The organism is Thalassovita autumnalis, assembly GCF_001458255.1.
GTDB lineage: Bacteria > Pseudomonadota > Alphaproteobacteria > Rhodobacterales > Rhodobacteraceae > Thalassobius > Thalassobius autumnalis.
The window spans coordinates 1-23,308 of sequence record NZ_CYSB01000027.1; the positions used below are offsets into that span (position 1 = coordinate 1).

The 23,308-nt window shown below is 60.6% G+C and carries 22 protein-coding genes; 17 read left to right on the plus strand and 5 right to left on the minus strand.

Annotated features, from left to right (window positions below):
• Nucleotides 1–518 precede the first annotated feature (518 nt).
• The 3 genes from purM (at nucleotide 519) to rnd (ending at nucleotide 3,519) form a co-directional block, all read left to right on the plus strand.
• Nucleotides 519–1,568, plus strand: a complete 1,050-nt coding sequence (gene purM / locus TL5118_RS09230) for a phosphoribosylformylglycinamidine cyclo-ligase (protein WP_058242789.1) — start codon at nucleotides 519–521, stop codon at nucleotides 1,566–1,568.
• Nucleotides 1,565–2,158: a phosphoribosylglycinamide formyltransferase gene (gene purN / locus TL5118_RS09235; protein ID WP_278044374.1), complete on the plus strand. Its 594-nt coding sequence runs from the start codon at nucleotides 1,565–1,567 to the stop codon at nucleotides 2,156–2,158. Before purM ends, purN begins: the two co-directional genes overlap by 4 nt.
• A gap of 203 nt (nucleotides 2,159–2,361) precedes the next feature.
• On the plus strand, nucleotides 2,362–3,519 hold the full coding sequence (gene rnd, locus TL5118_RS09240) for a ribonuclease D (RefSeq protein WP_058260781.1): 1,158 nt from the start codon (nucleotides 2,362–2,364) through the stop codon (nucleotides 3,517–3,519).
• 108 nt (nucleotides 3,520–3,627) lie between these two features.
• On the opposite strand, the gene TL5118_RS09245 is transcribed toward rnd, so the two are convergent.
• Nucleotides 3,628–4,137: a CBM20 domain-containing protein gene (locus TL5118_RS09245; protein ID WP_131727430.1), complete on the minus strand. Its 510-nt coding sequence runs from the start codon at nucleotides 4,135–4,137 to the stop codon at nucleotides 3,628–3,630.
• A gap of 157 nt (nucleotides 4,138–4,294) precedes the next feature.
• Between TL5118_RS09245 and TL5118_RS09250 the strand changes: the two genes are divergently transcribed.
• Nucleotides 4,295–4,705, plus strand: a complete 411-nt coding sequence (locus TL5118_RS09250) for a SufE family protein (protein ID WP_058242792.1) — start codon at nucleotides 4,295–4,297, stop codon at nucleotides 4,703–4,705.
• A 59-nt stretch (nucleotides 4,706–4,764) separates the two neighbouring features.
• Here the strand turns inward: TL5118_RS09250 and TL5118_RS09255 are convergent, their stop codons facing one another.
• Both TL5118_RS09255 and TL5118_RS09260 read right to left on the minus strand, forming a co-directional pair.
• Nucleotides 4,765–5,424, minus strand: a complete 660-nt coding sequence (locus TL5118_RS09255) for a DUF1638 domain-containing protein (RefSeq protein WP_058242793.1) — start codon at nucleotides 5,422–5,424, stop codon at nucleotides 4,765–4,767.
• A 15-nt stretch (nucleotides 5,425–5,439) separates the two neighbouring features.
• Entirely contained in the window at nucleotides 5,440–6,138 is a 699-nt protein-coding gene (locus TL5118_RS09260; protein WP_058242794.1) for a cobalamin B12-binding domain-containing protein, read from the minus strand.
• A gap of 328 nt (nucleotides 6,139–6,466) precedes the next feature.
• Between TL5118_RS09260 and TL5118_RS09265 the strand changes: the two genes are divergently transcribed.
• The 3 genes from TL5118_RS09265 (at nucleotide 6,467) to TL5118_RS09275 (ending at nucleotide 9,007) form a co-directional block, all read left to right on the plus strand.
• The gene (locus tag TL5118_RS09265) at nucleotides 6,467–7,549 is read left to right on the plus strand and encodes a PA0069 family radical SAM protein (RefSeq protein ID WP_058242795.1); all 1,083 of its coding nucleotides are present in this window, start codon (nucleotides 6,467–6,469) and stop codon (nucleotides 7,547–7,549) included.
• A gap of 82 nt (nucleotides 7,550–7,631) precedes the next feature.
• Nucleotides 7,632–8,621 (plus strand): sensor histidine kinase, encoded by a 990-nt coding sequence (locus TL5118_RS09270; protein ID WP_058242796.1) that lies wholly within the window; start codon nucleotides 7,632–7,634, stop codon nucleotides 8,619–8,621.
• Nucleotides 8,621–9,007 (plus strand): response regulator transcription factor, encoded by a 387-nt coding sequence (locus TL5118_RS09275; protein WP_058242797.1) that lies wholly within the window; start codon nucleotides 8,621–8,623, stop codon nucleotides 9,005–9,007. The genes TL5118_RS09270 and TL5118_RS09275 overlap by 1 nt, the downstream gene beginning before the upstream one ends.
• Before the next feature lie 22 nt (nucleotides 9,008–9,029).
• On the opposite strand, the gene bmt is transcribed toward TL5118_RS09275, so the two are convergent.
• Nucleotides 9,030–10,046 (minus strand): betaine--homocysteine S-methyltransferase, encoded by a 1,017-nt coding sequence (gene bmt, locus TL5118_RS09280; protein ID WP_058242798.1) that lies wholly within the window; start codon nucleotides 10,044–10,046, stop codon nucleotides 9,030–9,032.
• 151 nt (nucleotides 10,047–10,197) lie between these two features.
• Nucleotides 10,198–10,515, minus strand: coding sequence for a DUF1476 domain-containing protein (locus TL5118_RS09285; RefSeq protein ID WP_058242799.1), 318 nt, complete (start codon nucleotides 10,513–10,515; stop codon nucleotides 10,198–10,200).
• 160 nt (nucleotides 10,516–10,675) lie between these two features.
• On the opposite strand from TL5118_RS09285, the gene TL5118_RS09290 reads away from it, so the two are divergent.
• From TL5118_RS09290 to TL5118_RS09335, 10 genes are all read left to right on the plus strand, one after another.
• A complete protein-coding gene (locus tag TL5118_RS09290) occupies nucleotides 10,676–11,170 on the plus strand; it encodes a tellurite resistance TerB family protein (RefSeq protein ID WP_058242800.1) in 495 nt (164 codons plus the stop codon).
• Nucleotides 11,171–11,329: 159 nt separating this feature from the next.
• Complete coding sequence (gene purC / locus TL5118_RS09295; protein ID WP_058242801.1) at nucleotides 11,330–12,091, plus strand: phosphoribosylaminoimidazolesuccinocarboxamide synthase; 762 nt, start codon at nucleotides 11,330–11,332, stop codon at nucleotides 12,089–12,091.
• Between the two features lie 77 nt (nucleotides 12,092–12,168).
• On the plus strand, nucleotides 12,169–12,399 hold the full coding sequence (gene purS, locus TL5118_RS09300; RefSeq protein ID WP_058242802.1) for a phosphoribosylformylglycinamidine synthase subunit PurS: 231 nt from the start codon (nucleotides 12,169–12,171) through the stop codon (nucleotides 12,397–12,399).
• A gap of 188 nt (nucleotides 12,400–12,587) precedes the next feature.
• Nucleotides 12,588–14,003, plus strand: coding sequence for a hypothetical protein (locus TL5118_RS09305; protein ID WP_058242803.1), 1,416 nt, complete (start codon nucleotides 12,588–12,590; stop codon nucleotides 14,001–14,003).
• A gap of 236 nt (nucleotides 14,004–14,239) precedes the next feature.
• Entirely contained in the window at nucleotides 14,240–14,908 is a 669-nt protein-coding gene (gene purQ, locus TL5118_RS09310) for a phosphoribosylformylglycinamidine synthase subunit PurQ (protein ID WP_058242890.1), read from the plus strand.
• A 45-nt stretch (nucleotides 14,909–14,953) separates the two neighbouring features.
• Complete coding sequence (locus TL5118_RS09315) at nucleotides 14,954–16,738, plus strand: sensor histidine kinase (RefSeq protein ID WP_058242804.1); 1,785 nt, start codon at nucleotides 14,954–14,956, stop codon at nucleotides 16,736–16,738.
• Between the two features lie 14 nt (nucleotides 16,739–16,752).
• Nucleotides 16,753–18,087: a sigma-54-dependent transcriptional regulator gene (locus TL5118_RS09320; RefSeq protein ID WP_058242805.1), complete on the plus strand. Its 1,335-nt coding sequence runs from the start codon at nucleotides 16,753–16,755 to the stop codon at nucleotides 18,085–18,087.
• The gene (locus TL5118_RS09325) at nucleotides 18,041–18,772 is read left to right on the plus strand and encodes an HAD family hydrolase (RefSeq protein ID WP_242601761.1); all 732 of its coding nucleotides are present in this window, start codon (nucleotides 18,041–18,043) and stop codon (nucleotides 18,770–18,772) included. Before TL5118_RS09320 ends, TL5118_RS09325 begins: the two co-directional genes overlap by 47 nt.
• A 473-nt stretch (nucleotides 18,773–19,245) precedes the next feature.
• Nucleotides 19,246–22,413: an Rne/Rng family ribonuclease gene (locus tag TL5118_RS09330; RefSeq protein ID WP_058242806.1), complete on the plus strand. Its 3,168-nt coding sequence runs from the start codon at nucleotides 19,246–19,248 to the stop codon at nucleotides 22,411–22,413.
• A gap of 133 nt (nucleotides 22,414–22,546) precedes the next feature.
• Complete coding sequence (locus TL5118_RS09335; RefSeq protein WP_058242807.1) at nucleotides 22,547–23,308, plus strand: cytochrome c biogenesis CcdA family protein; 762 nt, start codon at nucleotides 22,547–22,549, stop codon at nucleotides 23,306–23,308.

The window sequence follows — 23,308 nt, forward strand, 5'->3', positions numbered from 1 at the left end:
ACATCTAGCAGGCACTCCATCACGCCGTCAGAGCGGGGACACCGGACGGATACGTGGGGTCTACTGACATCGTAAATCTTTCTGGACTGGTTAACGGGTGCACGTTTCTTGCAAGCATACTAACGACCTGAGCGCGCAGGGTCTTAGTTGGGGGTATCTCGTCAAAGTTGAGGGCGCAGCGACTTAGATCTCCCCTGCGCAGAAAGGCGGCCGGATGTTGATTTCCAAACCCGTTCTCAATTGTTTCATTTTATAGGGAAAATGCTGCCTTGGTCGGGCTTGCGGTATATTTCGCAAGTGCTTAGCCAACTCTCGCATGCGCAGCGAACCCATACCTTTGAGTTCGCCAAATCTGGTAAAATAATTTTTCTGGCCCTGCGCAGCGCGGCGGCAATCAATGGGTCCTGAGCCTAGGCTTTTGCAGTGTTTTGCAGCTGCAGCACGGAAAACATGGACATGTGGCCGCCATTGGTCTATCGGAGGCGCCAAATTACCGGTGGCACTCGGGGGATCTATCTATGAGCCAGGGCAAGAACGGTCTGACCTACGCAGACGCAGGTGTGGATATCGATGCAGGGAACGCGCTGGTCGACCGCATCAAGCCAGCGGCCAAGCGGACGGCCCGCTCGGGTGTGATGGCAGGTCTTGGCGGCTTTGGCGCGCTGTTTGACCTGAAGGACGCAGGTTATAAGGACCCGATCCTTGTGGCCGCCACGGATGGGGTAGGCACCAAGCTGCGCATCGCCATTGACACCGGCAACGTAGACACTATCGGCATCGATCTGGTCGCCATGTGCGTCAACGATCTGGTCTGTCAGGGCGCTGAGCCGCTGTTGTTCCTGGACTACTTTGCCACCGGCAAGCTGGAACTGGACAGCGCCACCCGCATCATCAACGGCATCGCTGCTGGCTGTGAGCAGTCCGGTTGCGCGCTGATCGGCGGGGAAACCGCTGAAATGCCTGGCATGTACAGCGAAGGTGACTTTGACCTTGCTGGCTTTGCCGTTGGCGCGATGGAACGCGGTGCGGACCTGCCGGTGGATGTGAAAGCCGGTGACGTACTGCTGGGCCTCGGCTCCAACGGGGTGCATTCCAACGGCTATTCGCTGGTGCGCAAACTGGTCGAGGTCTCGGGCCTTGGTTGGGATGCAACCTGCCCGTGGGACGACAGCCAGACCCTGGGCGCGGCCCTGCTGGCGCCGACCCGCCTTTATGTGAAACAGGTGCTGGAAGCGATCCGCGCCGGCGGCGTGCATGCGCTGGCCCATATCACTGGCGGCGGTCTGACCGAAAACCTGCCGCGTGTTTTGCCCGAAGATCTGGGCGCCACCATTGATCTCAGCAGCTGGGACCTGCCGCCTGTGTTCAAATGGCTGGCCGCAACCGGTGGCATGGAAGAGGCCGAGATCCTCAAAACCTTCAACTGCGGCATCGGCATGATCCTTGTTGTGGCCGAGGAGGAAGCCGAGGCACTGACCAAAGTGCTGGAAGCGGCCGGTGAAACCGTGACCAAACTGGGCGCGATCACCGAAGCGCCCGGCGTCGCCTATGAGGGTTCGCTGCTGTGACCAAACGGGTTGCGCTGCTGATTTCGGGCGGCGGCTCGAATATGGTCAAGCTGGTCGAAAGCATGCAGGGCGATCACCCTGCACGCGCCGTCCTTGTGGGCTCCAACGATCCTGAGGCAGGGGGCCTGAAAAAGGCCGCTGCCATGGGGATCGAAACCTTTGCCGTGGATCACCGCCCGTTCAAAGGCGACCGCCCGGCCTTTGAGGCCGAGCTGCAGCGTCAGTTGGAGGCCGCGCAGCCTGATATCATCTGTCTGGCCGGCTTCATGCGGGTGCTGACCGAAGGTTTCGTGCGCAACTGGGACGGGCGGATGCTGAACATCCACCCCTCATTGCTGCCGAAATACAAAGGCTTGCACACCCATAAACGCGCGCTGGAGGCAGGCGATGCCGAGGCCGGATGTTCCGTGCATCTGGTCACACCGGAGCTGGACGATGGCCCAATCCTAGGCCAGGCGCGGGTACCGGTTGAGGCGGGGGATACCGCTGACACCTTGGCCGCACGTGTTCTGGTGCAGGAACATTTGCTCTACCCGGCAGTCTTGCGCCGTTTCGCGGCAGGGGACCATGCGCCGCTGATGCTGGGCTGACTTCCGCTCTCTAACAGCTGTCGCCGGGCAGAAATGCCGCAAAACACCGTAAAACCCTCATTTGAAGGCCTTTGCTGGCTTTGCAACCGTGCTGCAATGGCGTAAGGCTTTCAAATCCACCATACCCAAACGTCAGGGATGGTTGGTTTGATCCCGCGGGATGACCCCGCAGCCCTTTAAAGAATGAGGCGAAAAGCTCTCTGATGAAGACGATTACAACGACCGAGGCGCTGGCCGAATACTGTGCAGAGGCCCGCAAACATCCCTACGTGACGGTCGATACCGAATTCCTGCGCGAACGCACCTACTACTCCAAACTCTGTCTTGTGCAGCTGGCGATGCCGGGCGACACCGATGACAATGCTGTGCTGGTCGACCCGCTGGCCGATGGCATCTCGGTTGCGCCGCTCTTGGAGCTGTTCAAAGACACCAACGTTGTCAAAGTGTTCCACGCCGCCCGGCAAGATCTTGAGATCTTCTTTGTGGAGGCGGGCGTCTTCCCCGAACCGCTGTTTGACACGCAGGTTGCGGCGATGGTCTGCGGATTTGGCGAACAGGTGGGCTATGAAACCCTGGTGCGCAAGATCGCCAAGCAAAGCCTTGATAAAACCTCGCGTTTCACTGATTGGTCGCGCCGCCCGCTGACCGATGCGCAGAAGAAATATGCGCTGGCGGATGTGACCCATCTACGGGTGATCTACGAATACCTCTCGGCCAAGCTGGAAAAGACCGGCCGCGATGCCTGGGTGCGTGAAGAGCTGCGGATCCTGACCAATCCCGACACCTATATCATTCAGCCCGAAGATGCCTGGAAACGGGTCAAGACCCGCACCACTAGCGGCAAGTTTCTGGCAGTGGTGCGTGAGCTGGCAAAGTTCCGTGAAGCCTATGCGCAGGAACGCAACGTGCCACGCTCGCGGGTGTTCAAAGATGATGCGCTGGTGGAACTGGCCTCAACCAAACCTGCCAATATGCAGGATCTGGGACGCTCGCGTCTGCTGTTGCGTGAGGCCCGCAAAGGCGACATCGCCAATGGCATTCTGGCCGCTGTGAAGGCCGGTGTGGACTGCCCGGCAGACAAGATGCCGAAACCGGACACCAGCCGTGACAAGCTGCAGGTGAACCCGGCGCTGGCGGATCTGCTGCGGGTTCTGTTGAAGGCCAAAACCGAACATGCCGGCGTTGCCTCGCGGCTGATCGCACCGGCTGCGGATCTGGACGCGATCGCGGCAGGTCTGCGCGATGTTCCGGCCCTGCAGGGCTGGCGCAAAGAGGTGTTCGGCAACGACGCGCTGCGCCTGTGCAACGGTGAGGTGGCGCTGGCTGCCAAAGGCAAAAACGTCAAGATCATTGAGCTGTGATTGGCTGCTTTGACGGTGCAAAGGTCGCGCCGCAGATAGGCAAAAAAGAAGGGGCCGCATGGCCCCTTTTCCGTCTTTTCTGATCGCTCTGGCTAGACCAACATCTGATCAGCGGCGGCGGCTGCTCAGTCCGTTTTCCGCCCCCAGAACCTGCAGACTGCGCACGCCTGCCAGCGATTGATCGCTGACAAAAGTTGCCGCGGTGATCAACCGGGTTCGCTCACTGCCGACGGTCGTGGCGCCGGGCAGGGCGCGCAGCTCATAGGTCAGCACGCCGTTCACCGGTTTGCCGTCGTTGAGCGGCTCCATCCGCACGTCCCAGGATCCCTGGTTTGCCGCCACACCGGTCACCCGCAACACCGCGCCACCCGGGGTGCGCTCCACCTTCAGCTCGCGAATAACAGCGACCAGTTCACCGCGATAGGTTTCATCGCGTGCAGTGACGGAATTGCGTTTTGGGATCAGCGGATTGACCGTGGCCGTTGGGTCTGCAGCTGCAACCGGTTCGGCGCGTCCAAACCAATTCAGCGGGTTCAGGCGCGACTGGCCACAGCCCACCAGCAGAACCGAGGAAATCAGAAGAACCGAAATGGATTTATGCATAGGCTTGCCTGTCATCTCTTTGCCTCTGGGTACCCTATCATGGGCCAGTTGAAAAGACGCTTGCGCGCTTTGCCTTGCAGATCGGCGCTTTGTTGTGCTTTGGGCTGGACCTTTGGGGCCGCTGTGCCTAACTGGACAGGTGCAAGACCCCGCCGAATTCAGGAGAGCCCCCATGGCCAGCGCCGCCTTTGAAGAGATTGTCGAAGACTTTGAGTTTCTGGACGACTGGGAAGATCGCTACCGCCATGTGATTGAACTGGGCAAGGCCATGACGGGCCTTGATGCGGCGCTGCAGGTGCCTGCCACCAAGGTGGATGGCTGCGCCAGTCAGGTCTGGCTGCACCCGGTGATTGAGGGCGGGGTGTTCCGCTTCGAAGGCGACAGTGACGCGATGATTGTGCGCGGCCTGATTGCGGTTCTGCGCGCGCTTTATAATGATCTGCCACTGGCTGAGGTCGCCGCGGTTGATGCGCGCGCTGAATTTGGCCGGCTGGGCCTCAATGATCACCTCTCCGCGCAGCGCTCAAACGGGTTGCGGGCGATGATCGAGCGGATCCGCGAAACCGCCGCCGCGGCCGCCTAAATCGCTTTCAACGTTTTCCAAATACTCCGGGGTTTGGGGCAGCGCCCCAATCCTCGCTGTCAGCCTGCCGTGCTGTTCAGCGTCTCAAGCGCCGCTGCCAGGTCGCCATAGCCCGTCATCCGCCGTTCAAACGCCAATCCCAGGGCCTCGGCGGCGGCTTCGGCCTTGGCGGTCAGGGCGGGATCGTCGGTCTGCGCCAGATAGATTAGCTTCTCATAATTGCCGAAATACATCTCGGCCAGTTCCGGGTGCCGGTCGAGGCCCAGGGGTTTCACCACAAAGGTGTCAAACTGCCGGGCCAGAAAATCGGTGAGGAAGAAACTGGTCACTTCACCTGCAGCCTCAAACGCCGCGTTGCCGGAGAAGAAACTGTAGCAATGTGGCCCTGCGATCATCTCTACACCTTCGGCGTCACAGACCGCCTGCAAGGCGCCACCGGTGCCGCAATCGGCGTAGGCCATGAAGATCTGACCGTAATCCCCACGATGTTTGTCGATCGCCTCCTGTGCGGCGGCGGCGATTTTTTCGGGGTGATTGTGCAGAATGGCGGGCAGGCAGGTCAGATCCATATGGGACCAGCCGTTGATGTCGCGCAGCGCCAGAATTTCCCGCGCCAGCGCACCACAGGCGATGATCAGCACCCGCCCCCGACCTGAAGATGACCCCGGAAGAGGTGCCAGGGTCTCGGAGGTGAGGGTGCTGTCATCAAGCCGCGTCATAGGGGAGACGCGGCCTTAAGCGCTCATCTGGTTGTGTTTGCGGGCGACATATTCCTTGGCCATTTCCACGGCCACCGCAGCGTCACGGCAATAGCCGTCCGCGCCAATCGCTTTGCCGAACTCTTCGTTCAGCGGCGCACCACCGACCAGCACGATGTAGTCATCGCGCAGGCCCTGTTCGACCATCGTGTCAATCACGACCTTCATGTAAGGCATGGTGGTGGTCAGCAGCGCCGACATGCCCAGGATGTCAGGCTTATGTTCGTCCAGCGCTTCAAGATAGGCCTCAACCGCATTGTTGATGCCGATATCAACCACCTCAAAGCCGGCGCCTTCCATCATCATCGAGACAAGGTTTTTGCCGATGTCGTGGATGTCGCCTTTGACCGTGCCGATCACCATCGAGCCCATGCGCGGCGCGCCGGTTTCCGCCAGCAGCGGTTTCAGGATCGACATGCCGCCCTTCATGGCGTTTGCCGCCAGCAGAACTTCGGGCACAAAGAGAATCCCGTCGCGGAAGTCATGGCCCACGATGGTCATGCCGCCGACCAGCGCTTTGGTCAGGATGTCATAGGGCTGCCAGCCGCGTTCCAACAGGATGTTGACCGCTTCTTCGATCTCTTCCTTGAGACCATCGTAGAGGTCGTCAAACATCTGTTGAACCAGTTCCTCATCATCGAGGTCCGACAGGATGATATCGTCTTCGTCCGACATGGCGCGCTTCCTTGACTTGCTCTGCCCTGCAAATTTCGGGCAGGGGGATCCGGCTGGGGGTAGGGCCCGCAGGGACTGCGGGCGGTGTTTGTCTCTTCTCTTTGGCGGTTTTGTGCCCCTTTGGTCTGGGCAATTTGCGACTTGGCGAAGGACAGTTGCGACCTGAGGGTCTGAAAATTTGATGATTGTTCAGTGTCTATAAGGCGCTAGGCAGGTTTTGCCGGTCTCAGACCACGCGGTCTTGCATGATGTTCGCTAAATGTTCTAATTTGGCGTCATGCACAGGAAACCCGCCCCAGAAGACCCGGCGCCGCCGCAGCACGCCGCGATGCCCATTGCGCCGCAGCGGCGCCGTGGACGGGCGGCGGCCAGCAATGACACTGGCCGGTTTGAACGGTTTGAGCGGATGCCCTTTGATGACGGCTGGCAGGACGGTCAGACCGTGGCGGAGGAGGCACGGATCGTCACCGAGGTGCGGCTGGAACGGCCCAAGTCGCTGATCACCTACAACCGGTCGCCGGATCTGCCGTTTGATCGCTCCATCAATCCCTATCGGGGCTGCGAACATGGCTGCATCTACTGCTTTGCCCGGCCCAGCCATGCTTATCTGGGCCTGTCCCCGGGGTTGGATTTTGAAACCCGCCTGATCGCCCGCACTGGCGCGGCAGAGGTGCTGTCGCGGGAGCTGCGGCGCAAATCCTATCAGGTTGCCACCATGGCCTTGGGGACCAATACGGATCCCTACCAACCGATTGAGCGGGATCTTGAAATTGTCCGCAACTGTCTGAAAGTGCTGCGCGATTTCAATCATCCTCTGGCGATTGTGACCAAAGGCACCTTGGTGGAGCGTGACATTGATATTCTGCAGGACATGGCCGCAAAGGGGCTGGTGCGGGTGGGGATTTCGCTGACCACCTTGGACGCCGATCTGAGCCGGCGGATGGAACCCCGAGTGCCCAGCCCGAAACGCCGCCTGCAGATCATTGAGAGGCTCTCCGCGGCGGGCATCCCGGTGCGGCTGATGGCATCGCCCATGGTGCCGGGGTTGTCTGATCCTGAGCTGGAGGCGATCCTGACCGCCGGGCAGGCGGCCGGTGCACGCTCGGCCAGTTGGATCATGCTGCGCCTGCCGCGGGAGGTGTCACCGCTGTTTCAGGCCTGGCTGGCAGAACACTACCCCGACCGGGCCGGTCGGGTGATGGCCCGGCTGCGCGAAATGCATGGGGGGCAGGCCTATTCGGCTGAATGGGGCAAACGGATGCGCGGTGAAGGGCACTATGCGCAGATCCTGTCGCACCGGTTCAAACTGGCGGCCCGCCGTCTGGGGCTGGATCAGCCGCAGCCCGCCCTGCGCTGTGATCTGTTTGCGCCCCCGCCGCGCCCCGGCGATCAGATGGCGCTGGATTTATGACGCCCTCCAAACGCTTTGCCCGGTTGAATTTTCTGGATTTACCGTAGTTTCCCTGTGTAGGCTGGCAAAAAGCAGAGGCCCTATGCGTAGATATCTTCCATCGCAGAAATGGCGTGACCTTGGGATCATGGCGGTGTTCCTATTGCTGATGTGGATTCCCGCCGCCGAATTTGAAGCCTTTGAATGGCTGCATTCCTTCACCCGCGCACATGAAACCTGGGAGCTGGATGAAGTTATACTGCTTGTCCTGCTGTTGCCGTTGCCTTTGGCGTGGTACGCAGTGCGCCGCGCGCGGGAGGCAACGCGGCTGTCCCAACGCGCGCTGGAAAGCGAACGTGATCTTTCACATGTGCGCAAAATTGACAGTTTGGGCACTTTGGCCGGAGGGCTAGCGCATGAGTTGAACAACCAGCTGCAGCCACTGGTCGGGTTGTCTGAGTTGTTGGAGGCGGAAACTCCCCAAGAGGATCCAAGGCGGCGGAAGGTTGAACTGATCTATGCCGGATCGTTGAAAGCGCGCGAATCTGTGGACCGTGTGCTGAGGTTCGCTCGGCGCGAGGCGGCAGGCTTTGTTGTGCATGACACCAGCGAGGCGATGCGGTCAATGGTTGAGTTGATGCGGCTCAGCTGCCCGACAACCGTTCAGATGACTGTCAGCCTGGCCGATGACCTGCCACCCTTGGGCATGGCATGGGCCGATGTGGAAAGTATCGCGATGAACCTGTTTTCAAATGCCGTTGCGGCGATGGATGGTTCGCCGGGCCAGCTGGACATTCGGCTGCATCCGCCTTCAGGTCCAAACCCGAACGGCCATGCGGCGGTGCTGACGGTGTCGGACACTGGGCCGGGCATATCCGAAGCGCAGCAACAGCGGATCTTTGATCCCTATTTCACCACCAAACCGCTGGGCGCGGGCACGGGGCTGGGCCTCTGGCAGGTGCAGACCCTTTTGCACGCGGCGGGGGGGCGGATTGAGGTGCAGTCCGAACTGGGGCGCGGCACAGAAATGCAGGTTTGGCTGCCCGCGGCCGGGGCAGGACAGTCAGCGCAGCACGTGGCGGAGGTGCGGTAATGGCACATATCTTCCTGATCGAGGACGACCCGCTGGTGCGCGAAGCCTTTGAGCTCATCCTGGCCAGCGACGGTCACCGTGTCAGCTCGGCCGCGGATGGCGCCAGTGGGCTGCGCCAGATTGAACAGGGGCGCTATGATCTGGTGATCACCGATATAATGATGCCGGAAAAGGACGGGGTTGAGGTGATCAATGCCCTGCGCAAATCCCACCGCGACCTGCCGATCATTGCCGTATCGGGCGGTGCGCGTGGATCGGCGACGGACTATCTTCACATTGCCAAGGTGCTGGGCGCGGTTGAGGTGCTGTCAAAACCCATTGGCGCCAAGGAGTTGCTCGCAGCCGTTAAAAAAGCGCTGCCCCCCGAGGATGGGGAACAGCGCTGAATTTCTTCGTGATGTGTTACGCTTAGCCGCGACGACGGCGTGAGCTGCGGCGCGCCGGGGCCTCGGCGCTGTCGCCGGTGCCATCCGAGGAGGAGGAGAAACCGCCAAGCGCTTCGGCCACCTGTTCCAGGGTTGGGCGCGGGCCGCGTTCGCGGCTTTCCAGTGCGGCGCGCATCGCCGAGAGGTGTTCCGCCATGGTGCCGCAGCAGCCGCCAATGATGGTGGCGCCCGCATCCCGAGCCAGCACGGCATATTCCGCCATCAGTTCAGGCGTGCCGTCATAGTGGATGTGGCCATCGACATACTTCGGAATGCCGGCGTTGCCTTTGGCGATGAAGGGACGCTCAGACCCCTGCGCGGCAAAACCCAGAACGGTGCGCATCAGATCGGCCGCCCCAACGCCGCAGTTGGCGCCAAAGGCCAGTGGCGGGTTCGGCAGTTTTTCCACCATGTCGACCATCTGCGCCGAAGTCACGCCCATCATGGTGCGCCCGGCGGTGTCAAAGCTCATGGTACCGCACCAGGGCATGTCCGCCAGGGCAAAAGCTTCGGCAGCGGCTTTGTATTCCTCGGGGGCGGAAATGGTTTCCAGCCACAGCACATCGGCGCCGCCCTCTTTCAGGCCCTCGGCCTGCTCATGGAAGATCTCAACCGCCATTTCATGGGTCATCGGGCCCATCGGCGCAAAGATATCACCGGTTGGTCCAACGCTGCCCGCAACGATGATGTCACGATCCGAGGCATCTGCAACCTCACGGCCAATCTCGGCGGCCATACGCGACAGTTCGCGGGCCCGGTCGCCTGCGTCATGCAGTTTCAGGCGCGAGGCATTGCCGCCAAAGCTGTTGGTCAGGAACAGATCACTGCCTGCATCCACCGCCAGCTGGTACAGCTTCTTAATGCGGTCAGGGTGCTGTTCGTTCCACAGTTCCGGCGCATCGCCGGATTGCAGGCCCATGTTGAACAGGTTGGTCCCGGTCGCCCCGTCGGCCAGCAGCCAGTCGCGGGTTTCAAGGATACGGGAAAGGGCGTTGGTCATCGCTTGGTCCAATATAGAAATGGGGTCATTCGCCTAACGGCGGATTCGCGGGAAGCTATAGAGATAAGGGCCAAAGGCCAAGGGCGCTGTGGCGGAAACGACAAAACGCGGCGAGAACCGCCGCGTTTCTCAGCATTTTTCGGGTGTGGGCTTATTCAGCTTCGCGCATCAGCTGCGCCTTGGCTTCTGCCAGCATTTCAGCGCGTTTGCCGCGGATCACCTCTGCTTCGACCTTGCCTTCCAGATCTGCCACCACTTTGCGGATCACATCTTCGTGGCCGGCCTCTTCGAAATCGGCTTTCACCACGGTCAGCGCGTAGCTTTCTGCCGCCTCACCGCTCAGGCCCTGCTGTTTTGCAGACCAAAGGCCCAACAGCTTGTTCGCGCGCGCCTCGGCCTTGAATTTGGTCTCTTCATCATGGGCGAACTTGGCTTCAAATGCGGTTTCGCGTTCTTCAAAGGTGCTCATTCACGTTTTCCCTTATTGTTTAATCACTTCCTGACACAAGCCTGGGTCGCTTCATATGATACAGATCAAAGCACGCTGACGCCAGTTTTCAACCTTGTTTTGATCTAAAACCAGACCGGTTTGGCCCGTTGGACTCAGGACAGAGATATAAGGGGTCACCATGACAGTTTTTTCCCGCCTTCTGGGGCGCAGCGGAACATCCTCGCAACCCTCGGCCGAACAGGCCGTCGCAGAGGCGCTGGATCTGGCGGTGTTACCCGTCGAAGCGCGTGCGGTTCTGGCCCCTGCAGTGCTGACCATGGCCTCTGACGGGCGCGCCACTGAGGCTGAGATGGCTCTGTTGCAGAACCTCTGTGCTTTCAGCCCGATTTTTGCCCGCTTGCCAGAGGGCGCCGTTTTGGCGCTGATCGAACGGATCCTGGCCGATCTGCAAGAGGCAGGTGCTGAGCCGGTGATCGAAAACTGCGCTGAGGTGCTGCCGATGGAACTGCGCGAAACCGCGTTTTGTTTCGCCATGCGGGTGGCCATGGTGGACGGCGTTCTGGCGCACCGGGAAAAACAGGCGCTGTCAGAAATTGCCGAACGCTTCGCCATGCCGGATGAGGTGGTTGGCCGCATCATTGATGTGGTCGGCATGTTGCAGCGCGCGGCTTAATCCGACATTTGCTGAACAGGCGGGCAGGGGGCGCTGTGATCGCTTCGCCCGCTGTTTTTAACCCTCAAACAGCCCTCAGTGTGCTTGCGGCAAGGGCTTTGATGGCCTAAGAGGGCGCCAACCCCGGGGACTCGGCCCCGGATCACTGACGGAGTGGTCATGGCACGGCGCAAGAAAATCTACGAAGGCAAAGCAAAAACTCTGTACGAGGGCCCGGAACCCGGCACCATCGTGCAATACTTCAAGGATGACGCCACCGCGTTCAACGCCGAAAAGAAAGACGTGATCGAAGGCAAAGGTGTTCTGAACAACATCCTGTCCGAATACTTCATGTTGGGTCTGGCGAACGTGGGCGTTCCGACCCATTTCCTCAAACGCCTCAACATGCGTGAGCAGCTGGTGCGCTCGTGCGAAATCATTCCGCTGGAAGTGATCGTGCGCAACTACGCCGCCGGCTCCATGTCCAAACGTCTGGGCATCGAAGAGGGCACCCAGCTGCCGCGTCCGATCGTGGAATACTGTTACAAAGAGGACAAGCTGGGCGATCCGCTGGTCACTGAAGAGCATATCGCCGCCTTTGGCTGGGCCACCCAGCAGGACATGGACGATATCCTCAGCCTCGCACTGCGCGTCAACGACTTCCTCTCGGGTGTGATGTATGGCGTCGGCATCAAGCTGGTGGATTTCAAAATTGAGATCGGCCGTGTCTTTGAAGGTGATTTCCAGCGACTGGTTGTTGCCGATGAAATCAGCCCTGACAGCTGCCGACTGTGGGATCTGGAAACCGGTGAGAAACTGGACAAAGACGTGTTCCGCCGCGACCTTGGCAGCCTGACGGACGCCTATACCGAGGTCGCGAACCGTCTGGGCCTTTTGCCGAAGAACCAGCCGCCGATGGGCAAACCGACCCTGATCAACTGATTAAACGCCCGGCTTTTGTCCGGGCGTTCCTCTATCGAACTGCAATTTTGTTAACTTCTGAGACCGGAGAAACGCACATGAAAGCTCGCGTTCACGTCATGCTGAAAAACGGTGTTCTGGACCCGCAGGGTGAGGCCGTGCGCCACGCCCTTGGGTCGCTTGGATTTGAGGGCGTCGAAGGCGTTCGTCAGGGCAAGGTGATTGAACTGGATCTGGCCGATGGCACCTCTGAGGACACTGTTAAGGACATGTGCGAGAAGCTGCTCGCCAACACGGTGATCGAAAGCTACTCGATCGAACTGTCCTAAGGTCTGTTTAACAGATGTCAGAAAGGGCGCCCTTGAGGCGCCCTTTTTTATGCGCATTTGGCGAGAGTTTGAGAGAGTTGCTTGCGCATGGGTTGTGTTTTTCGATTGATTTCGTGCGCGCCTAGGTGGTATTGTGGGGCCAGCTGAAGGGGCCCAGCTGTTTCTTACTCAATTTCTGAGGTCCTTTAATGCTGAAAACCTATTCCCTAGCTGCGGCCGCTTTGGCCGCCTTCGTTAGCTCGGTCGGTGTAAATACAGCCCGCGCCGAGGTGACTTTTCCAAATGATGTCTACGTAACCTGCCCGATAACCCCGGGCGATTTGCACCAATGGGCCCGCTACGGCAGCGAAGGCCCCAACGGCCCCTTCAATCCCCCTGACAGCGATCTGTTCAACGACGATACCAACTGCGATTTCTACCGTTGGGGCGCGCAGATGTTTCTGTTTCTGACCAGCCCCAACACGGCGCATCCGGGGTATGTCTTTGACGGGCCGTTTTTCTATGACGTGATCAATCACGGCAATGATGACTTCACCTTTGAGCAGTTTCTGGGCGATGCGCCTAATGCCTTTGTGGTGCGCGGCCTGAAAGGGGACGAAGCCATCGGTGGCACCGGTCAGGCGGGCGGCGGCGATGTGCTGCTGTCGCAGAAAGGATCGCTTACCTATTATGGCATCCACGTGAATGAGGCCTATGCCGAATACCTCACTGCGCAAAAGGCCGGGCAGCTCAGCGGCGCACTTAACACCAATTTCCCCAGTGACCAGCCTGAGATGGAGGAGCTGCAGAATGTGATTGGCAAACAGCTGCCCTATGCTGAGGCGCTGGTGCTTGAATTGAAAACCTCCTGGGTGGATGCCCGCACGGTGGATGCCTCACGCTATCTGGTGATCAACGCCGAAGTCCCCGCTTTTGATCGCAGCAGCGCAACCGATTGGCCGCAGACGGGCACCGAAACCATGCCACTGGCGATGGTGGGGATGCATGTGGTTGGCACCGCCAAAGGGCATCCCGAAATGATCTGGGCCAGTTTCGAACATATCGATAACGCACCGAACCTCAGCTACTACTATATGACCTCGGCGCGTCAGCCTGCCTTGGCGATGCCTGACACGGCGGGGAACTGGACCTTCTTTGATGCCATGCCGCCGGCCGGAACCTCGCCGATGATTGCCACGGTGGCGGCCACCAGTGACACAGGCATTGCTGCGGTTGCGGGCAAAACCATTGGCCCGGTCAGCGTGGTGCAGATGAACCCATTTGGTTTGGCGCCGGAGGATATGAATACGGCGCTGGCCAATTCCGACCTGGTTTCGCTCAACGGATCGCTGCTGAACATGTTGCAGCAGCGGGGGGATGTCCGGGGCAATTACTATCAGATCGGCAGCATCTGGACGCAGAAAGGGCAAATGCCCACGGGTGACAGTGATCCCAACATTCGCGGCGGTGATCGGCTGGCCAACTCAACCCTGGAAACCTTTCACCAATACCCGGATGAGAACAACGGTTTCCAGTCCAAGAACTGTTTCCTGTGCCACAGCACCTCCAGCGACTCGGACCTGAAGATCAGCCATATCTACAGTGGTCTGCAGCCGTTGCCCTAATCTGGCACAAATCGACGGCAAAAATGCCGCCTCAGGGGGCTGAAAGCGCCCCCAAATGGCGACAATTACGCCGCAAGTGCAAATCGCGCCCGCGCTGGGCTTGATCCGCGCGGGCGTGCATCGTATCAGGCCCGCAGTTCAACTGCGACGCTTGGCCGTCGCCGCCATCCGCTAGGGGCTGAGGGGGGCGCTCTCCCTCATCACGCTGAGATGGCCCAAGCATGGAGAATGCCGCGATGAAAGCCGCCGTCATCGTTTTCCCTGGATCCAACTGTGACCGTGATTTGGCCGTTGCCTTTGAGCAGGCAGGTGCTGATGTCACCATGGTCTGGCACAAGGACACTGACCTGCCTGAGGGCGTCGATATTGTCGGCATTCCCGGGGGCTTCTCCTTTGGTGACTACCTGCGCTGCGGCGCGATCGCGGCCAATTCGCCGATCTGCCGTTCGGTGGTGAAACACGCCGAACGCGGCGGTTACGCGCTGGGCATCTGCAACGGGTTTCAGGTGCTGACCGAAACCGGCCTGCTGCCGGGCGCGCTGATGCGCAACGCCGGGCTGAAGTTCATCTGCAAACAGGTCGGTCTGCAGGTTGCGACCGCGGACAGCGCCTTTACCTCGGGCTACAGCCAAGGCCAGGAAATCACCATTCCCGTGGCCCATCACGACGGCAACTATAACGCCGATGCCGAGCTGCTGGCCCGTCTGAAGGGCGAAGACCGCGTGGCCTTCACCTACACCGACAACCCCAATGGCTCGGACGGCGATATCGCCGGCATCCTGTCGGACAACCGCCGGGTGCTGGGCATGATGCCCCACCCCGAGCGGTCGGTGGATGAACGCCACGGCGGCACCGACGGATCGGCAATGTTCCGCAGTCTGATGGACCAATTGGTCACAGCCTAAGCGACAGATCTTGCAGCCCCCTCGGGGGCTGTTTTACTTTGGGGCATGTCTGAGCTGCCCACCTCCAAATCCCCGACACCTGCTGCATCGCTGCGCCGGACCCGCCTAACCTCCTGGCGGGTGCGTTTGGCGCTGGCTTTGCTGTTTGTGATGGCGGTGATCACCATTGTGGTCACCAACAAACTGCTGACCGATCGTTTCACGGAAAACACCCGTAACCGGGCCGAGCTGCGATTGGCGCTTTATTCCGGCAACCTGCTGTCTGAGCTGCGCCGCAACGCCATTGTGCCGCAGCTGCTGTCGCGGGACCCGGCACTGATCGGGGCGCTGAATTCGTCTGACTACTCAACCTCGACCCAGCGCCTGATCTCCTTTGTCGAAGAAATCGGCGCCGCCTCACTGATGTTGCTGGATTCCGATGGCCGCGCGGTGGCCGCAACAGATCGCAACCGGCTGGGCAGCCAACACCGCTCGGACCCCTATTTTGTCAACGCCATCCGCGCCAGCGAGACCCTGTTTACCGTGTTGGAAACCGAAACCGGTGGCTATAGTTTTATCTACTCGCGCCGGATTGAGGAACAGGGCAACACGCTGGGCGTGATCATGGTGGAGGTTGATCTGCACAAGTTCGAACGCGCTTGGGCGGGCATTTCGGACGCGGTGCTGGTCACCGACAGCACCGGCACGATCATCCTGGCCACCGAACCGCGCTGGCGGTCAAAAACCGAGGGTGAGGCGCTGGCCCAGGCACCGGCGCAATCGGCCATTCAGCGCGCCATTCAGGCCACCGCAGATTGGACCACCTTGCCGGCAGATGCCTATGTGCAGGGTAAGGCCGTGATGCGGATGGAAAGCCGCATTCCCTTCCGTGGCTGGCACATCGCCAGTTTCACCACCTACGAAAGCGTTCGTGACAAGGTGAACGGCGTTCTGGCGCTGGAGATTATGGGATTCGCCATGCTTCTGGCGCTGGCCTTCTATGCGCTCAGCCGCAAGACTGCCGGTCGCCTGATGTTGTTCCAGCGGGAATCGGCAGAGCTTCGCGCATTGAACGCAAGGCTACAGCGGGAAATCGCCGAACGCGAAAAGGTCCAACAGACCCTTGCCGTGGCCGAACAGACGCTGGCGCAATCGTCGAAACTGGCCGCGCTGGGTGAGATGTCAGCGGCCGTCAGCCATGAGCTGAACCAACCGCTGGCGGCGATGCGCACCTATCTGGCGGGCGCGCGCCTGCTGCTCAATCGCAATCGCCCCGAAGAGGCGCTGTCGTCCTTCCAGCGGATCGACGATCTGATTGATCGGATGGGGCAGATCACCCGCCAGCTGAAATCCTATGCGCGCAAAGGCGGCGATCAGTTTACCCCTGTGAATATGGGCGATGCGCTGGCCTCAGCCCTGTCGATGATGGAACCACAGCTGAAGAGCCGCAAGGTGGAGATCAGCCGCGTCTACCCCGATGACCCGGTGATGGTCATGGGGGACCGGGTGCGCGTTGAACAGGTGATGATCAACCTCCTGCGCAACGCCTTGGATGCCACCCAATCGGTCGATGAGCCGCAGATCGAACTGCTGCTGGCTGCCGGTGAGACTGCGACGCTGACAGTGCGCGACAACGGGCAGGGGATTGATGACCTTGATGCCCTGTTTGAGCCCTTTTACACCACCAAACGTCCGGGGGAAGGCGTGGGGCTAGGGCTTGCCATTTCCTCGGGGATCGTCAACGACCTAGGGGGGCGCCTTTTGGCGCGTAACGCCGAGGGCGGGGGGGCTGTATTTGAGATGCAACTTCCTATCTTGACCGGTGAAAGTGATATTGAGGCGGCGGAATAAGGGCCGAGAAGACCATGGCAAAAGCAATGAAAATCGCCATCGTGGACGACGAACAGGATATGCGTCAGTCCATCAGCCAATGGCTGGCCCTGTCGGGCTATGACACCGAAACCTTCGCCAGCGCCGAAGATGCGCTAAAGGCGCTGGGGCCGGATTACCCGGGCATTGTCATTTCGGACATCAAGATGCCGGGCATGGACGGGATGCAGTTTCTGAAAAAACTCATGGGGTCCGACAGCGCCTTGCCGGTCATCATGATCACTGGCCACGGGGACGTCCCCATGGCGGTTGAGGCGATGCGCGTGGGCGCGTTTGATTTTCTGGAAAAGCCGTTCAACCCTGACCGGATGACTGAGCTGGCGAAAAAGGCCACCAATGCCCGTCGCTTGACGTTGGACAACCGTGCCCTGCGCCGTGAACTGTCGGATGGTGGTCAGCTGATGAAGAAGCTGATCGGCTCCGCCCCGGCGATGGAACGTCTGAAAGAGGATATTCTGGATCTGGGTCAGGCCGACGGACATGTGCTGATCGATGGTGAAACCGGCACCGGTAAGACCTTGGTGGCCCATGCGCTGCACGCGGTTGGATCGCGCGCCGGTAAGAAATTTGTGCTGCTCTCCTGCGCAGCCTGGGATGAGGATGCGCTGGCCAAACGCCTCTTTGGTCCGATGCTGCCCGAAGACAGCCAGCTGCCCGCCGTGGAAGAGGCGCGGGGCGGCACCTTGGTTCTGGAAGACGTCGAAGCGCTGAGCGACAGCCTGCAGGCGCGCCTCTTGTCGTTTATCAATGATCAGGGCACGCCGGCGGAAACCCGTGTGGTGGCGATTTGCAACATGCAGGAACAGGACCGCACCTGCGAAGACGCGCTGCGCTCGGATCTGTTCTACCGTCTGGCCGCGTTGCGCATCACCCTGCCGCCGCTGCGCCAGCGCGGCGAGGATATCCTGACCCTGTTCACCCGCCTTAGCGAACAGTTTGCCGAGGAATACGGCTGCGATACGCCGCAGGTGTCAGCCCAAGAAGCCGCGCAGCTGTTGCAGGCCCCCTGGCCGGGCAATGTGCGCCAGCTGATCAACCTGGCAGAACGTGCGGTGCTGCAATCGCGCCGTGGGTCGGGCACCATTGCCTCGCTCCTGATGTCGGATCATGAGGATATGCAGCCGGTGATGACCACCGAAGGCAAACCACTGAAAGAATATGTTGAAGCGTTTGAGCGGATGCTGATCGACAACACCATGCGCCGTCACAAAGGCTCCATCGCGTCAGTGATGGAGGAGCTTTGCCTGCCACGCCGGACGCTGAATGAGAAGATGGCGAAATACGGCCTCGCCCGTGCGGATTACCTCTGAGATCTGCGCAATGCTGCCAGAGGCCTATCTGTTCGACATGGACGGTCTGCTGCTTGATAGTGAGCGGCTGGCCATGTCCTCCTTCCTTGATACCGTGGCGCCCAAAGGCGTCGCACTGTCAAAGGCTGAGCCGTTCTTCTTGACCCTTGTTGGCACCTCTGCCGCCACCACAAACGCCATGCTGCTGGAGTTTCTGCCAAAAGCGCTGAAACCGGCGGATGTCATTGAGGAATGGCGCGCCAATTTCGATGCAGCGGTGTCCGCGGATCTGCCTGTCAAAGAAGGTGCGGCTGAGGTGCTGGCCGATCTGGCCGGGCAGGGCGCCCGCATGGCGGTTGTCACCTCAACACTGGGGGACCGCGCCCGCCACCATCTGGAGGTTGCTGGCTTGCTGGGCCATGTGGAATTTGTGCTGGGCGGCGATGAGGTGCGGGCCACCAAACCCGATCCGGCCCCCTACCTGCAGGCGGCGGAACGGCTGGGGGTCAACCCGAACCGTTCGGCAGCGTTTGAAGACAGTGACCGCGGCATTGCCGCCGCTGTGGCCGCTGGATGTCACGCGGTGCAGATCCCGGATCTGCGGCCTGTGGATCAACCGCTGCCGGATTTGGGGCAAATGGTCGCCCACTCCCTGGCCGAAGCTGTCAGCATGGCGCAGCACAGCGTGGCAAATAAGGGGCGTTGATCCCTTAATGGTTGCTTTTTCAGGCTCAATTCCCTTTCAGGCAGATCGCGCAGACATTTTCCCATTGTAATTTATCCCCAGCCCGCACTATGTTCTGGAGACGGTGTCGTGGACTCCTCCCGCACCGCATGAGTTTCGCTGATCCGAAGATCGGCCGACGGCATCAAACATCGCCGCGACCCCTCGGACAGACCGATTGGGCCCGGACCGCGCCCCCGCGGACGAGCCATTTTAGACCGCCTGACGCCAGAAACTCTGGTGCGGGCCATGAACGGGCGCATTGAGCGAGGTCACCATACCCGCCAGTAGCGTCGGAGAAGAAACGCGATGAGGCGCGCGAAACCTACGAGTTCCACTGCAACGGCTGAGAACAGCCGGCTTTGCAGCGCGTCCGCACTCGCCCCTGACAGACATCTGCCGCAACCTGCCGGGCCTCCGGGCCGGGCGGTTCTGCCGCGATGCAAACGGACAACATGGCAAAGAAAATGCTCATCGACGCCACCCACGCGGAGGAAACCCGCGTCGTGGTGGTGGACGGCAACAAGGTTGAGGAATTCGACTTTGAATCCGAAAACAAACGCCAGCTTGCTGGCAACATCTATCTTGCAAAAGTAACACGGGTCGAACCCTCACTGCAGGCGGCTTTTGTGGACTATGGTGGCAACCGCCATGGCTTCCTTGCCTTCTCGGAAATCCATCCTGACTATTATCAGATCCCGGTCGCCGACCGCGAAGCACTGATGGAAGAAGAACGTGCCTATGCCGAACAGCAGAAGGCCGAAGAGGAAGAAGAAGAGAAAAAGCCGCGCCGTCGCCGGTCGCGCTCGCGCGCTGCGTCGAACCGCTCGAAGGATGCGAAAGTCTCCAAAGAGGTGGAAAAGCCTGCGGAGGACATTCCGGCGGCTGAGGCCGATACGCCCGCTGCTGAGGCGTCCGGCGAAATCGCTGGCATGGAAACCATCGACCTGACGGGCGAAAACACCTCGGACGCCGTTGAAGTTGGCGCCGCAGATGTGGTGGACGCAGGCGAAGGCCTGTCACCGATGGAAACCGTGGCAGAGACCCCGGTGGAAGAGCCTGCTGAAGCAACCGCAGAGGACGCGCCGGCAGAAGAAACGGCTGAAGCCCCGGAAGCGGGTGAAGAGGCCGCCGCTGCTGAGGACCCCAAGGCAGATGAAGCCGTGGCGCAGGACCCTGCGGCAGACGCCGCTGAGGCGCCGGCTGAAGAGCCTGCTGCCGAAGAGGCACCTGCTGAGGACACGGCAGAAGTTGCTGCCGAAGCTGCCCCGGAAGCCACCCCTGAGGCCGCTCAGGCAGAAGAGGTGAAAGCCGACGACGCCGTGGCAGAAGCCCCTGCCGAAGAAGCCCAGGCCGAGAAGGCCCCTGCGGAAGACGCGCCCGCAGCCGAAGCAGACGCCGAAGCGGATGCCCCTGCGGAAGCCAACGCCGAAGAGGCCTCGGAAGAATCCTCCGACGATGAAGACGAAGACGGCGACGACAAGCTGGATGCGACCGAAAAAGACGACAGCATCGAATCCGTTGCCGAAGAAGATGACAGCGAAGAGATCCGCCCGCGCCGCAAACCGCGTCCGCGTCGCTACAAGATTCAGGAAGTCATCAAGGTCCGTCAGATCCTGCTGGTGCAGGTCGTCAAAGAAGAGCGCGGCAACAAAGGCGCTGCGCTGACCACTTACCTGTCGCTGGCGGGTCGTTACTGCGTGTTGATGCCCAACACCGCCCGCGGCGGTGGCATTTCGCGCAAGATCACCAATGCTGTTGACCGGAAGAAACTGAAAGAGATTGCCAATGAGCTGGACGTGCCCAAAGGCGCCGGGCTCATTGTGCGCACCGCCGGTGCCAAGCGCACCAAAGCTGAGATCAAGCGCGACTACGAATATCTGCAGCGCATGTGGGAACAGATCCGCGAGCTGACGCTCAAGTCGATCGCGCCCGCCAAGATCTACGAAGAAGGTGATCTGATCAAACGGTCGATCCGTGACCTCTACAATCGAGAGATTGATGAGGTGCTGGTGGAAGGCGAACGCGGCTACCGCATCGCCAAGGACTTCATGAAAATGATCATGCCGTCCCACGCCAAAAACGTGAAGAACTATCAGGACCAGCTGCCGCTCTTCGCGCGCTATCAGGTGGAAAGCTACCTCGGTGGCATGTTCAACCCGACCGTTCAGCTGAAATCCGGCGGCTACATCGTGATCGGTGTGACCGAAGCGCTGGTGGCGGTTGACGTGAACTCGGGCCGGGCCACCAAAGAGGGCTCCATTGAGGAGACCGCGCTGAAGACCAACCTGGAGGCCGCCGAAGAGGTGGCGCGCCAGCTGCGTCTGCGCGATCTGGCCGGTCTGATCGTCATCGACTTCATCGACATGGACGAGCGCCGCAACAACAACGCGGTTGAGAAACGTCTGAAAGATAAGCTGAAATCGGACCGTGCGCGGATCCAGATCGGCCGTATCTCGGGCTTTGGCCTGCTGGAAATGTCGCGTCAGCGTCTGCGCCCCGGCATGATTGAGGCAACCACCCAGCCTTGCCCCGCCTGTCACGGCACTGGCCTGATCCGTTCGGACGACAACCTTGCGCTGTCGATCCTGCGTCAGATCGAAGAGGAAGGTACCCGTGGCCGCTCGCGCGAAGTGCTGGTGAAATGCCCGGTTGGTATCGCCAACTTCATCATGAACCAGAAACGTGAACACGTCGCCCAGATTGAAGGTCGCTATGGTCTGTCGGTGCGGATCGAAGGCGATCCGATGCTGATCAGCCCCGACTTCACGCTGGAGAAGTTCAAAACCGCCACCCGTGTTGTTGCAGAAGCACCAGCGCCTGTCGTGTCGGTCGATACTTCGCTGATGGATCAGATCGACGAGGAGGCGGAAGCCGAAGAAGCAGAGGAAGCGCTGGCCGCAGAAACTGCTGAAAACGGTGAGGATGAGAACAAGCCGAAGAAGCGCCGCCGTCGTCGCCGTCGCCGGAAAAACGCTTCTGAGCGGGCTGAAGGCGAAAACGGTGAGGCGCAAGAGGCTGAAGCCGGTGCTGTGGGCGAAACCGCTGAGGCTGCCGAGGCTGTGACCGAAGAAGGTGCGGATGCTTCGGAAGCTGCTGAGGGCGATGCCCCGGCGGAAGAGAAGAAACCACGCCGCCGTCGCCGCTCGCGTCGCCGCAAATCAGATCAACCCGCTGAGGGCACCGAAGAGGGGGCCGCAGCTGACGCCGAAGCCCCTGCCGCTGATGAGGGCGCGGAGCCTGCCGTTGAGGCAGAGGTGAGCGCCGAGGCAGAAGCCCCGGCTGTGGAAGAAAGCGCCGAAGAGGCCGTGGCCGAGACACCTGAAGCGGAAACCGTTGCGGAGGCAGCAACCGAAGAAGCTGCGGCAGAAGACGCCCCAGCTGAGGACGCCGCTGCAGAGGTCGAAGCTGAAGCCGAAACAGAGGCTGCACCGGAACCCGTTCTGGAAGAGGTTGCTGCTGAGGCAGCGCCGGAAGCTCAAGCCGAAGCTCCGCCAGCCGAAGCACCCGCCGCTGCGCAAGAGCCAGCCCCGGAACCCACACCCGAGCCGGTGGCCGAGGTCGCTGTGGAAAAACCCGCAGCCCCGCCAAAGCCCAAGCGCCGCGGTTGGTGGTCCGTCTAAGGGCCTGACAGTATTACAGATTGAACGCCGCTCCTTCGGGGGCGGCGTTTGCATTTGGGCCTGTAACGTTTCGCCACGGCCTTGTGACAATGCGTCGGGTGACAGCGCTGCAGCGATCAGGTAGCTAAACCCTATGTTCGGACTTGAAAATATCAGCATCATCGATGCCGCCCTGCTGCCTGCCATGCTCATCGCGCTTATTGCGGGCCTGATTTCCTTCCTCAGCCCATGTGTGCTGCCGATCGTGCCGCCCTATCTGGCCTATATGTCCGGGGTCTCGATCACCGATCTCAGCGAAGGCAAGGCCAAGACCGGCAAGGCGGTGGTGCCAGCGCTGTTCTTTGTTCTGGGGCTTTCGACAATTTTCCTGTTCCTTGGCTTCACAGCCTCCGCGGTGGGTACGCTGTTCCTGCAATATCAGGGCTGGTTCAACGCCATCGCCGGTATTCTTGTGATGATTTTCGGCGCGCATTTTGTTGGCGTCTACCGGATCGGCTTTCTGGACCGCGAGGCGCGCATTGATGCGGGCGACCGCGGGGGATCGGCCTTTGGTGCCTATATCCTGGGGCTGGCCTTTGCCTTTGGCTGGACGCCCTGCATCGGCCCGCAGCTTGGCGCGATCCTGTCGCTGGCGGCCTCTGAGGCCTCGCTGACCCGCGGCACCTTGCTGCTGGCAGTCTATGCGCTGGGGCTTGGGGTGCCGTTCCTGCTGGTCGCGGCCTTCCTGCCACGGCTGACCGGGGTGATGGGCTGGATGAAGCGCCATATGGAACAGATCGAACGGGTGATGGGGCTTTTGCTGTGGACCATCGGCCTGTTGATGCTGACCGGCGGCTTCTCCGCCTTTTCCTACTGGTTGCTGGAAACCTTCCCGGCGCTGGCGCTGGTCGGGTAA